Raw genomic sequence first — 12,625 nt, forward strand, 5'->3', positions numbered from 1 at the left:
TCAGTAGTGAAACGAAACAGCGCCGATGATAGTGTAGCATTTGCTATGTGAAAGTAGGACATTGCCAGGCTCCAAATACGAGAAAGCCGCTTCAGAAATGAAGCGGCTTTTTTACGTCCGTAGAAAAGTGAAGTGCGGACAATTAATGCACACTCATCTACTTCTAGAATGTAGGTCGGGTGAGCGAAGCAACACCCGACGCAATGATAATGTCCCATTTGCTATGTGACTCTCTACCGCTGTGGGCACTACGACATCGCCAGGCTCCAAATACAAGAAAGCCCGACTCGAAAGAGCCGGGCTTTTTTACGTCTGCAGAAAAGTGAAATACAGGCCTGTGTGTAATATCCCCACCTCCGTAGCGTGGGTTGAGTATCACGAAACCCGCGGCAAAAGCCCACTACAGAACTCACACTCTTTATACTAAAGCCTTCAATTTCAGTTTTAATAGCTGTTTAGCATGCTAAATCCGCTATTGAAAAGTGCTCTTTTATCCCAAGCTATAGTTATAGAGCATCTACACACTTATTTATGGCGAGTTTCTATGTTAAATAAACAATGGCATATTTACACAAAAGAGCAGATTCGCTCTTATGAGGGAGAGGCGGCGAAGCAATGTGGAATAGATTTATTTACTTTAATGCAGCGAGCGGGGGAGGCCGTATACAAGCAGTGGCAGTCTTTTAACGCTAAGCTTACTTTAGTTATTGTAGGTAATGGTAATAATGCGGGTGATGCTTACATAGCCGCGCGTTTAATAAAGGACTCTGGTGCAAAGGTTAAAGTTTGCGCTCTAGACCCTGTTAAAACACTCAGTGGTGACGCTGCTAAAGCGAAGCAGCTATGGCTTGATAATGGTGGCATAGTTAACGAGTTTGCAAAGAGTGATTTAGATTGCTGCGACTGTGTGATTGATGGGTTACTAGGTACTGGGCTTAATTCACCTGTTCGTGAAAATTATTGTGAGATTATTACAGCCATCAACCAAAGCGAAAAGCCTGTTTTAAGTATCGATGTTCCCTCAGGGATTGATGCAAATACAGGTGAAGTATTAGGCGCAGCTATTCAGGCAACAAAAACACTTACTTTTATTGCGATTAAACAGGGCCTTTCTACAGGGACAGGTAAACAGCATGCCGGTGAGTTGATTCTCGATGAATTAGCACTTGAAGATACTTTTAGTCAACTCGCTTCACCTTGTGCTCACTTGATAAATATAGACAGCTTTAATCGCTTGGGCTCTCGGGCTTTAAATAGCCATAAGGGCAATCATGGCAAGTTATTATGCGTAGGGGGCAACCAAGGTACTGCGGGTGCAATCAGGCTCAGTAGTGAAGCTGCGCTACGAGCAGGTGCAGGGATGGTGAAGGTTTATACGCACCAAAGTTCTATTATGCCAATAAGCATAGGTAGGGCAGAGTTAATGGTCATGAGTGAAAACCTTGAACAGGCTTTAGAGTGGGCAAGTTGTGTTGTACTTGGCCCTGGACTTGGGCAGGATGAATGGGCTAAAAAAACGTTTTGCACGGTAATGCACTATTGCCAAGAGCACAATACGCCGCTTGTACTTGATGCTGATGCACTTAATTTATTAGCTGAAAATGCAAGTGCTTATACGTTGGCTCAATGTGTCCTTACTCCGCATCCTGGTGAGGCGGCTCGGCTCATTAGCAAAAACACCTCTGAAATAGAGTCAAATAGGTTTGAAAGCGTGCGACTATGCGCAAAACGGTATAATGCTACTTGCATATTAAAAGGCGCTGGGTCTTTAATTGATAACGGTAAAAGTACTTGGGTGTGTGAAAATGGTAACGCAGCACTTGCCGTGGGAGGGAGTGGCGACGTACTTACAGGTATTATTGGTGCATTGCTTGCTCAAGGGCTTAGTCTCGATGAAGCAACGCGATACGGGGTAACTCTTCATGCTCGAGCTGGTGAAGTTGCGGCTGAAGAGCAAGGGCAGCGCGGCATGCTACCCTCGGATTTATTTCAAATAGTCAGGTCGTTAATCAACTAAGTATTTAGCTCTGTTGAATAAGATCCCATTTGTTACCATAGAGATCTTCAAATACGGCTACCGTACCGTAAGGCTCATTACGAGGCTGCTCATGAAATACTACGCCATTTTCTAGCATGCTTTCGTAGTCGCGCCAAAAGTTGTCAGTGTTTAAAAATAGCCACACACGGCCACCTGCTTGATTGCCAACAGCGTTAAACTGCTCTGGCTCTGTGGCTTGTGCAAGTAATATGTGTGTGCCGTTTGAGTTGGGTGGGGTTATTAACACCCAGCGTTTTCCACCACCTAAATCCGTATCTTCCACTAATTCAAAGCTTAATTTTTTTGTATAAAATGCGATTGCTTCGTCATAGTCTTTTACAACAAGAGCAATACTACCTATATGCTGCTTTGGCATAACTTAAAAACCTAAAGTTGCTTTATGTCGGTGTATTTTCACATATCAATACAGGGTTGAATAGTATAGGTAAATGTTTATTAAAGCTTATTTTAAGGGGGGTTGTACGTTATACATTGGCTTCGCATATAGGGTTAGTAGTAAAAGGGTTCACTCTATTTTAAACCTTAGAGCATGCTTAAAGCGTCCTTAAAGAGTGTTTTAATTTACGTAGCTAAACTGGCTTACTCATCTTCATTAGTAGGGTCGTCACCTGAGTCTTCTTTTCGTTTACGCTGCTCTTGCTTGGCCTTTTGAACATTTTCATAAGTAGGGGGTGGAATAGGCATAAGTGAAATTAGTGGAAAGAACGCTAAAAATAAATACGCTCCTTTAGACATGCTCTTACCCCATATAACGAGCTTAAGCATAATCCAGGCAATAAATACCACTAACCCTGTTATAAGTGATACCAAAATAAAGAAGGTGATTAATTCATTATTATTAAGCAAATCCTTTTACCTTTAATCCAATAACTCATGGTATAGATGTGGAGATAAATTAAGCAATAACAATAGGCTTGTACTAAAAAGCAAAAACCCAGCCGAAGCTGGGTTTTATATAAGCAAGGTGCTTAAAGGAGGATGATCACATCATGCCGCCCATACCACCCATTCCGCCCATGCCACCCATATCAGGGGCACCAGCAGCTTCTTCTTTAGGGATTTCAGCAACCATTGCTTCAGTAGTGATCATTAGACCCGCAATCGAACCTGCAAATTGTAGTGCAGAGCGCGTTACTTTAGTTGGATCTAGAATACCCATTTCAAGCATGTCGTTGTATTCGCCAGAGGCTGCGTTGTAACCGTAGTTACCTTCGCCACCTTTAACAGCGTTTATTACTACTGACGCTTCGTCGCCTGCATTTGTTACGATTTGACGAAGTGGTGCTTCCATCGCACGAAGTGCAACTTTAATACCGTGGTTTTGATCTTCGTTGTCGCCAAGTAGCTCAACTAGCTTGCTAGCAGCACGTACTAGAGCAACACCACCACCAGGTACTACGCCTTCTTCAACCGCTGCACGAGTTGCATGTAATGCATCTTCAACACGGTCTTTTTTCTCTTTCATTTCAATTTCAGTCGCTGCGCCTACTTTAATTACTGCAACACCGCCGGCAAGTTTAGCCATGCGCTCTTGTAGTTTTTCTTTATCGTAGTCAGACGTTGCTTCTTCAATCTGTGCTTTAATTTGAGCAACACGGCCGTTAATGCCATCTTCTTCACCCGCACCATCAATGATAGTTGTATCATCTTTAGTGATTACTACACGCTTAGCAGTACCTAGGTCTTCGATAGTTGCTTTTTCAAGCTCTAAACCAATTTCTTCAGAGATAACAGTACCGCCAGTTAGTACCGCGATATCTTGTAGCATTGCTTTACGACGGTCGCCAAAACCAGGGGCTTTAACTGCTGATACTTTAACAATACCGCGCATGTTGTTAACTACAAGCGTTGCAAGTGCTTCGCCTTCTAGGTCTTCAGCAATGATTAATAGTGGCTTGCTTGCTTTAGCAACGGCTTCTAATGTAGGTAGTAGCTCACGAATGTTAGATACTTTTTTATCTACAAGTAGAATGAACGGGTTGTCTAGCTCAACAGCGCCTTTTTCAGCGTTATTGATAAAGTACGGAGATAGGTAACCACGGTCAAACTGCATGCCTTCTACAACATCTAGTTCGTTCTCTAGTGATTGACCTTCTTCAACAGTAATAACACCTGTGTTACGGCCTACTTTTTCCATTGCTTGTGCAATGATGTCGCCAATTTCTTTATCAGAGTTAGCTGAAATAGTACCTACTTGTGCAATAGCTTTAGTATCAGCACATGGTACAGATAGCGCTTTAAGCTCTTCTACTGCAGCGATAATTGCTTTATCAATACCGCGCTTAAGATCCATTGGGTTCATACCCGCAGCAACCGCTTTAAGACCTTCGTTTACAATAGATTGCGCAAGTACAGTTGCGGTAGTAGTACCGTCACCCGCTGCATCATTTGCTTTAGATGCAACTTCTTTCACCATTTGTGCACCCATGTTTTCAAACTTGTCTTCAAGTTCGATTTCTTTTGCTACAGATACACCATCTTTAGTGATCACTGGAGAGCCAAATGATTTATCTAGTACTACGTTACGGCCTTTAGGGCCTAAGGTCACTTTTACTGCGTTTGCTAGGATATTTACGCCTGTTAGCATTTTAGCGCGTGCGTCACCTGCAAAAAGTACTTCTTTTGCTGCCATCTTTAATTTCCTCTAAATTCTTAAATGTTTATTAAACGAAAAGTAGGGTTAGCCTACAATGCCTAAAATGTTGTCTTCACGCATGATCAGGTACTCTTGACCTTCGATCTTTTCAGTTTTTTCAACATATGAGCCAAATAACACAGTGTCACCGGCTTTTACTTCTAAAGCTCTAACGTCACCGTTATCTAGAACGCGACCATTGCCAACAGCAATAACTTCTCCGCGAGTTGATTTTTCAGCTGCAGAGCCAGTTAATACAATACCGCCAGCAGACTTGGTTTCTTCTTCTAGACGCTTAACGATTACGCGATCTTGTAAAGGACGAATGTTCATTTTTTTAGTTCTCCTAACAGTTTCTGAACAGTACAGAAAAAAGCTTTTCTAATTTGCATTCATTAATGGGGGTAGAGTGTAAAATTCCAAGAGAAAAATCGATAAATTTTTAATCTTTTCTCTCATACTCGCCATCAATGGTAGTTGGTTTATTTACATGCTGTTGTTCTTGCTGCGAGTGTGGGTGTTGTGTAAAGGCCGAAGAGCCTTGCTGTGCACCTGTGCTCATGCGTACCGTTGCTTGACTTGCAAGGCCTGCAGCAAGTTTATTGCGTATTGAGGGGGTTAATAATAGTAGGCCGAATACATCGGTCATAATGCCTGGGGTTAGCAATAAAACACCCGCAATGATCACGCAAATACCGGTAAATAATTCTTTAGCTGGCATTTGTCCTTGGGCCATTTGGCTTTGTGCATTTTGTAATGCACCCATACCTTGTTGTTTAACCATTCTGGCGCCCAAAATAGCCGTAACAATCACTAGGGCTATAGTCGCAAACCCACCAATTACATCGCTAACCTGTATTAGTAGCGCAATTTCGATGATAGGAATGATAATAAACAACACAAATAAAAATCTAAACATAGGGCTCTCTAAATAATGGCACTCAAAAGAGTGGATGAAATATAAGTGAGGGTGAAAGGGTCTATTTTCAAGGTTGAGCTTAAAGTGATTAATAATTGCTTAATATCTACAATTATTCATCGCCTACACATTACACTAGCTATCAGATACTATTGCATTAGTTCCCTATAAATTAGTAAAGGTTAATTATGACTACGCAATTTAAAATGATATTTACCACGTGCAAAGATGAGGCTGAAGCACGCACTTTAGCAAAAGCACTTGTAGCGCAAAAATTAGCGGCGTGTGTAAATATTTTACCAAATATGACCTCAGTTTATATGTGGGAAGGCGATGTTGCCCAAGAGATAGAAGCAAAGCTACTGATTAAAACAAAATCAGAAAAAATGAATGATGTTTTTGAAACTATCAAAAGTTTACACAGTTACGAAGTACCCGAAATTCAAGTGGTTGATGTGGCCACTGGTAATTTGGCTTATTTTCATTGGATGGATGAGGTATTAAATTAATGCGGTTTTTCTTTTTATTATTGGTTAGCTTGCTGGCGCTTCCTGCAAAGGCAAACACCAATAATGTGCTAGGTGATTTACTTGCCCCGCCACAGCAAACCTTTTTACCCGTAGACCAAGCGTTTGTATTTGATTTTGATCAGCAAGGTAGCACTTTATTTGTGGGGTGGGATATAGCCCCTGATTATTACCTTTATAAAAAGAAAATAGAAATTATCGCTAAAGGCGCCAACATAAAGGTAGGCGATGCCGGTACTGGCGAAATAATTGAAGACGAGTTTTTTGGCAAAACCGAAGTTTTTTTCAATAGTGTGAGTGTTATAAGTAAGCTCAGTAATGTTACAGAGGGGGCTGTTGTTAAGGTGCGCTATCAGGGCTGTGCCAAAGCTGGGCTGTGTTATCCGCCTGAGGTTATTAGTATTCCTTTCAGCGTTATTGCCTCAGAGCAAGCGCAAGGTAATAACTCATCTGCTGATGCCGCTGATACATTAAACGCATTAACTCCTTCTGTAGACTCAACGCGTGGCCAAAGCAATACAACCACTCAAGATTTAAGTTTTACAGAGCGATTAGCAAGTCAAAGTTTAGTAACCAATTTACTCATATTTTTTGCTGTTGGGGTGGGGCTTGCGTTTACACCCTGTGTGTTCCCTATGTTTCCTATTTTATCGAGTTTAATTGCAGGGCAGCAAAACCTGTCTACTAAAAAAGCGTTTGCGTTGTCGTTTGTATATATACAAGGTATGGCGCTTACTTATGCTGCATTAGGGTTGGTAGTGGCGGCCTTAGGCGGACAAGTGCAGGGGTATTTACAACACCCTTATGTACTTATTAGTTTTAGTTTACTGTTTGTACTGCTCGCAATGTCGATGTTTGGCTGGTACGAAATTAAGTTACCCAGCGCCATGATGAGCAAGCTAACGCAAGTCAGTAATAACCAAAAAGGGGGCAATTACATAGGTGTGTTTTTAATGGGGGTATTGTCGGGCTTAATTGCATCACCTTGTACCACAGCTCCGTTGTCTGCTGCGCTATTATTTGTAGCGCAAAGTGGTGACTACCTTGTCGGTGGTTTAACCCTGTATGTATTAAGTTTAGGAATGGGCCTACCACTTTTATTACTCGGTACATCTGGTGGCAAATTGCTTCCTAAAGCAGGCGGTTGGATGGAGCAAGTTAAAACGTTATTTGGTTTTATTATGCTTGTTGTGCCACTTATTTTATTGGAGCGAATAATAAGCGCCGACATTATTTTACTTATGGCGGGTATTTTAGCACTGGCAACGGCTATTTATTTACACTATTGGCAGAGTGCTCAGCCACAAAGCAAGCTTAAAACAGCGCTTTGGTTTAGTGCTACATTTTTAGTACTTACTGGTTTTACATTAGCTAAAAACGTTATTTGGCCGCAGCAACAGGTTGAGCAGGTTAGTCAGCAAATTAATGAGTTTAAACAAGTGGCTAATTTAACCGAGCTAAAAAACGCTGTTGCTGAAGCTAATCAGCAAGGCAAACTGGTGATGGTTGATTTATACGCCGATTGGTGTGTGGCATGTAAAGAGTTTGAGCATTACACATTTCCAGATGCCAAAGTACAGAGCGAGTTTAGTCACTATCAGTTAATTCAAATCGATTTAACGCAAAGTGATGACACCACCATTGAGCTAATGGAAGAGTTCACCGTGTTTGGTTTACCCAGTATTTTGTTTTTTAACACCCAAGGGCAAGAGCTAAGTTCAGAGCGCGTTACAGGATTTTTAAACGCCGATGATTTTGCCACCCACCTAGCTGCAGTGCGCGCCAGCGCACAATAATAGTGCAATTTAGCCGCTTGGGCTTACCAAGTGGCTTGCCTTCAATTACGTCATATTTATTACACCTCCAGAGATTAGACCAGTATTTTGCTGCTATTTACATCGAACTGACTATAATAGTTGGCTAACGTGAGAATTTGTTGCAATTTTTGTTTTTTATACTTACTTTAGTGTACAAAATTAGCTCGCAACGGCTTAACTCATTACTTAGAGGATATATCGCGTATTATGGCTGCAAAATTTAAACTTTTAGTTATAAATGGTCCAAATTTAAACATGCTAGGAAAGCGTGAGCCAGAAAAGTACGGTTTGCACACTCTTGGTGAAATTATGAGCGAACTAACGACTGCCGCAGAGGGTCTAGATGTTCAGCTTACGCATTTTCAAAGTAATAGTGAGCAAGCCCTTATTGAAAGAATACACGATGCTTGGCAGGCAGTTGATTACATAATTATTAATCCTGCTGCATTTACGCATACTAGCGTCGCTTTACGTGATGCATTGTTAAGCGTTGATATTCCTTTTTTTGAGGTGCACTTAAGTAATGTGCATGCACGTGAAGCATTTCGTCATCATTCGTATTTTTCTGATGTGGCGCAAGGTGTGGTATGTGGATTAGGTGCAATGGGTTACCACGCAGCATTGAACGCTGCCGTGAGCCGGTTGCAAAACTCGAATTAATTTAAACTAACAAACTTATAGGCGGGTCGTTCATGGATATTCGCAAGATCAAAAAGCTAATCGAATTAGTAGAAGAATCAGGTATTGCTGAGCTAGAAATCACTGAAGGTGAAGAATCAGTACGTATTAACCGTAACAACATGAGCGCAGGTCCTGCTTACGCTCAGTACGCACCACAGCAATTTGCTGCTCCAACGCCTGCGGCACCAGCACAAGCTGCGCCAGCCGTTGAAGCCGATGCTACACCAGCAGCACCTGCAGGCCATCAAGTTAAATCACCTATGGTTGGTTCATTTTACTCAGCAGCTTCTCCAGAAGCGCCAGCATATGTAGAAGTAGGTTCTCAAGTTAAAGTAGGTGATACATTATGTATCGTTGAAGCAATGAAAATGATGAACCAAATTGAGTCAGATAAAGCGGGTACAGTTACAGCTATTTTAGTTGAAAATGGCGAACCAGTAGAATTTGATCAACCTCTATTCATCATTGAATAATTTAGTAACCTAAAGGCCAACTCTTATGTTAGATAAAGTAGTCATTGCAAACCGAGGTGAAATAGCACTTCGCGTATTGCGCGCCTGCAAAGAGCTTGGGATCAAAACGGTTGCTGTGCATTCAACGGCGGATCGCGATCTTAAGCACGTATTACTTGCAGATGAAACCATTTGTATCGGTAGACCTCCAGCCACTGAAAGTTACTTAGATATTCCGCGCATTATTGCGGCTGCTGAAGTAACAGACGCTGTAGCGATTCACCCAGGATATGGTTTTCTTTCAGAAAATGCAGATTTTGCTGACCAAGTTGAGCAAAGCGGCTTTGTATTTATTGGTCCAAAAGGCGACACTATTCGTCTTATGGGCGATAAAGTATCGGCAATCAATGCAATGCGCAAAGCCGGTGTACCATGTGTGCCAGGTTCTGACGGTCCGGTATCGGATGACAAAGAACGCAACATGCAAATTGCAAAGCGCATTGGTTACCCGGTAATTATTAAAGCCGCTGGTGGCGGTGGTGGCCGTGGTATGCGTGTAGTACGTAGCGAAGCTGAATTAATTGATTCAATCGCACTTACTCAACAAGAAGCGAAACAGTTTTTTGGTAATAGCATGGTTTACATGGAAAAATTCCTTGAAAACCCTCGCCATATTGAAATTCAGGTACTTGCTGATGGACAAGGTAATGCTGTTCATTTAGGTGAGCGTGACTGTTCTATGCAACGTCGTCACCAAAAAGTAGTTGAAGAAGCGCCTGCTCCAGGTATAACGGCAGAAGTGCGTAAATTTATTGGTGAGCGCTGTACACGTGCATGTATCGAAATTGGTTACCGTGGTGCGGGTACGTTTGAGTTTTTATACGAAAACGGCGAATTTTACTTCATCGAAATGAACACCCGTATTCAAGTTGAGCACCCAGTGACTGAAATGGTAAGCGGTGTTGATTTAATTAAAGAGCAGCTGAAAATTGCTGCTGGGCAACCGCTATCTTTCACGCAAGATGACGTGGTTATCCGCGGCCATGCAATTGAATGTCGTATTAACGCAGAAGACCCAGAAACGTTTATCCCGTCGCCGGGTAAAATTACACGTTTCCACCCTGCAGGTGGTTTAGGTATTCGTTGGGATAGCCATATATATGCTGACTATACAGTACCTCCACATTACGATTCGATGATTGGTAAGCTTATTACTTACGGTGAAAACCGTGATGTGGCTATTGCCCGTGCTCGTAATGCGCTGAACGAATTAGTTATTGATGGCATCAAAACAAACACGCCATTACATAAGAAAATTCTTGCAGACGAAAACTTCCAAAGCGGTGGTACAAATATCCACTACCTTGAGAAAAAACTAGGGCTATAAAGCCCCAGTTAATTAAAACCGGCTTAGGCCGGTTTTTTTATGCCTAAAACGCCAATTTATCGCCTTCAAGAAATATTCTGGTATGATTAGCAAAGATGCGCTTTTAGTAAATTTTTGAGGTAACAATGACGCGTAGTTTTGAAGCTCACCTAAATGATGAAATAGCCACAGTAGCAATGGGTAACAAAGTGGCTGCTATTATAGAGCAAGGTGCAGTAATTTATTTACACGGTGATTTAGGCGCAGGTAAAACAACATTTACGCGTGGTGTAGTGCAAGGCTTTAGCCACACTGGTAAGGTAAAAAGCCCAACCTATACGTTGGTAGAGCCATACGAACTGACACGTGCTAATGTATATCATTTTGACCTATACCGGTTAGGCGATCCTGAAGAGCTTGAGTACATGGGTATAAGAGATTACTTTTCTGAGCAGGCTATTTGTATTGTTGAGTGGCCAGAAAAAGGGGGAGAATTTATACCAGTTCCCGATTTAGACATTACCTTAAGTTACTTTGGCGATGAGCGCAAAATTGTTATTAATAGTGCCAGCGAGCGCGGAATAGCAATTGTCGAAAAACTAACTAACCTAAACCCGAGTTAATATACTTACTAACACATTGAAATATAAAAGCATCAAAGTTACCTTTTTAGTTGGCGTACAAAATAGCGGCTTAAGGTAGATTTACTATCCAACGTTTAGGTTAATAAGCTAATAGCGGGTTAAGGCGCCCGCTCTCATAATAATAAATAGTTAAGGCAATGGTAGTTATAATGAATCGAGGTGTAGTTAAACTTTTTATTTGTTTCATAGTTTTCGCTGTGAGCTTACCGTTGTGGGCAAAAAATACCATAAATAGTGTACGAGTATGGCCCTCGCCAGATAGCACGCGGGTGGTATTTGATTTAGATGATAAGCCCGATTTCAGCTATTTTATGCTTAAAAACCCGAGTCGCTTAGTGGTCGACCTTGAAAACACCAAAGGGTTAAAAGTATTACCGAGTATTCCTTCTAAGCACAAAATTGTAAGCAAGCTGCGCTATTCAAAGCCTAAAAATAAACAAAGTGTACGTTTTGTATTTGAGCTAACAGCGCCTATTAAGCCGGTTATTTTTGCGCTGGCACCTACTGGCCCGTACAAAAACAGGCTGGTTGTGGATTTATATAATAAAAGTGAACCCGCAGTAAGCACTACACCTGCCCAAAAAGCAGCTAAAAAGCGCCAGTTAAGCCAAGAGCGAGACATTGTTATTGCAATTGATGCGGGCCATGGCGGAGAAGACCCTGGTTCTATTGGCCCCTCTGGTACGTATGAAAAAACCATTACCCTGCAAATAGCTAAACGTTTAGAGCGTATGATTGACGGCGAACGTGGCATGATTTCGCGCATGGTAAGAAGTGGCGACTACTTTGTTAAGCTTAATACCCGTACCAACCGAGCACGCCAGAAAAAAGCCGACTTTTTAGTGTCAATTCATGCTGATGCATTTACCAGCCCTGGGCCAAATGGTGCTTCGGTGTGGGTGTTATCGCTTGGTCGCGCTAATTCTGAGATTGGTAAATGGATAGAAGATAAAGAAAAACACTCTGAGCTTTTAGGTGGTGCAGCTGATGTAATTAAAGATGCTGCTAACGAAAAATACCTCGCGCAAGCGCTACTTGATATGTCGATGGACCACTCAATGAAAACAGGGCTTAGTGTGGCCGAAGAAGTAGTAAAAGAGCTAAAAAAGGTCGCTAAATTACATAAAAAAGATCCACAACATGCAAGTCTTGCCGTATTAAAGTCGCCAGATATTCCTTCCATTTTGGTTGAGACAGGTTTTATTTCAAACCCCCGTGAAGAGCGCATGTTAAAAAGCGCTAATCACCAGGAACGCTTAGCTAAAGCGATGTTTACGTCTATAAAAAATTATTACTTAAAAAACCCACCTGATGATTCGTTATTTGCAAAGCTTAAATCGCAGTACCCAACTAAACATAAAGTTCGCCCAGGTGAATCGCTAAGCCTATTAGCGAGTCGGTATGGCGTATCGGTAGCCAAATTAAAGCAAGTTAATCAACTACGCTCAAACACCTTGTTTATAGGTCAAGAGCTGGACATACCGCAGAGTTGATGTTTATTAAACCTGTACACGTATTAGGGGCT

The 12,625-nt window shown here is 41.8% G+C and carries 13 protein-coding genes; 8 read left to right on the forward strand and 5 right to left on the reverse strand.

Features of this window, described 5'->3' with window-relative positions; genetic code table 11:
• The first annotated feature begins 544 nt into the window (after nt 1-544).
• Nucleotides 545-2,017 carry an NAD(P)H-hydrate dehydratase gene (locus MTF68_RS14360; RefSeq protein ID WP_248462876.1) on the forward strand — a complete coding sequence of 491 codons (1,473 nt, stop codon included), beginning with the start codon at nt 545-547 and terminating at the stop codon, nt 2,015-2,017.
• 4 nt (nt 2,018-2,021) lie between these two features.
• Here MTF68_RS14360 and MTF68_RS14365 read toward each other — a convergent pair whose 3' ends face one another.
• The 5 genes from MTF68_RS14365 to MTF68_RS14385 form a co-directional block, all read right to left on the reverse strand.
• A complete protein-coding gene (locus MTF68_RS14365) occupies nt 2,022-2,414 on the reverse strand; it encodes a VOC family protein (RefSeq protein WP_248462877.1) in 393 nt (130 codons plus the stop codon).
• 224 nt (nt 2,415-2,638) lie between these two features.
• Nucleotides 2,639-2,824, reverse strand: coding sequence for a hypothetical protein (locus MTF68_RS14370; protein WP_052026262.1), 186 nt, complete (start codon nt 2,822-2,824; stop codon nt 2,639-2,641).
• 217 nt (nt 2,825-3,041) lie between these two features.
• Nucleotides 3,042-4,691: a chaperonin GroEL gene (groL, locus tag MTF68_RS14375; protein ID WP_004587677.1), complete on the reverse strand. Its 1,650-nt coding sequence runs from the start codon at nt 4,689-4,691 to the stop codon at nt 3,042-3,044.
• Between the two features lie 48 nt (nt 4,692-4,739).
• Entirely contained in the window at nt 4,740-5,027 is a 288-nt protein-coding gene (locus MTF68_RS14380) for a co-chaperone GroES (RefSeq protein ID WP_004587676.1), read from the reverse strand.
• Nucleotides 5,028-5,136: 109 nt separating this feature from the next.
• A complete protein-coding gene (locus tag MTF68_RS14385) occupies nt 5,137-5,613 on the reverse strand; it encodes an FxsA family protein (protein WP_004587675.1) in 477 nt (158 codons plus the stop codon).
• 188 nt (nt 5,614-5,801) lie between these two features.
• Here MTF68_RS14385 and cutA point away from each other — a divergent pair, with 188 nt between their 5' ends.
• From cutA to MTF68_RS14420, 7 genes are all read left to right on the forward strand, one after another.
• Nucleotides 5,802-6,122 (forward strand): divalent-cation tolerance protein CutA, encoded by a 321-nt coding sequence (gene cutA / locus MTF68_RS14390; RefSeq protein WP_004587674.1) that lies wholly within the window; start codon nt 5,802-5,804, stop codon nt 6,120-6,122.
• Nucleotides 6,122-7,936: a protein-disulfide reductase DsbD gene (locus MTF68_RS14395; RefSeq protein WP_248462878.1), complete on the forward strand. Its 1,815-nt coding sequence runs from the start codon at nt 6,122-6,124 to the stop codon at nt 7,934-7,936. The genes cutA and MTF68_RS14395 overlap by 1 nt, the downstream gene beginning before the upstream one ends.
• Before the next feature lie 228 nt (nt 7,937-8,164).
• Nucleotides 8,165-8,617, forward strand: a complete 453-nt coding sequence (gene aroQ / locus MTF68_RS14400; protein ID WP_024031479.1) for a type II 3-dehydroquinate dehydratase — start codon at nt 8,165-8,167, stop codon at nt 8,615-8,617.
• A gap of 32 nt (nt 8,618-8,649) precedes the next feature.
• The gene (accB, locus tag MTF68_RS14405; RefSeq protein ID WP_248451785.1) at nt 8,650-9,111 is read left to right on the forward strand and encodes an acetyl-CoA carboxylase biotin carboxyl carrier protein; all 462 of its coding nucleotides are present in this window, start codon (nt 8,650-8,652) and stop codon (nt 9,109-9,111) included.
• 25 nt (nt 9,112-9,136) lie between these two features.
• On the forward strand, nt 9,137-10,477 hold the full coding sequence (gene accC / locus MTF68_RS14410; protein WP_024031477.1) for an acetyl-CoA carboxylase biotin carboxylase subunit: 1,341 nt from the start codon (nt 9,137-9,139) through the stop codon (nt 10,475-10,477).
• Nucleotides 10,478-10,602: 125 nt separating this feature from the next.
• Nucleotides 10,603-11,079, forward strand: a complete 477-nt coding sequence (gene tsaE / locus MTF68_RS14415) for a tRNA (adenosine(37)-N6)-threonylcarbamoyltransferase complex ATPase subunit type 1 TsaE (protein WP_248462879.1) — start codon at nt 10,603-10,605, stop codon at nt 11,077-11,079.
• Between the two features lie 170 nt (nt 11,080-11,249).
• Complete coding sequence (locus MTF68_RS14420) at nt 11,250-12,593, forward strand: N-acetylmuramoyl-L-alanine amidase (protein ID WP_031289362.1); 1,344 nt, start codon at nt 11,250-11,252, stop codon at nt 12,591-12,593.
• The last annotated feature ends 32 nt before the right edge of the window (nt 12,594-12,625 follow it).

This window comes from Pseudoalteromonas sp. 2CM37A (assembly GCF_023161885.1).
GTDB lineage: Bacteria > Pseudomonadota > Gammaproteobacteria > Enterobacterales > Alteromonadaceae > Pseudoalteromonas > Pseudoalteromonas atlantica.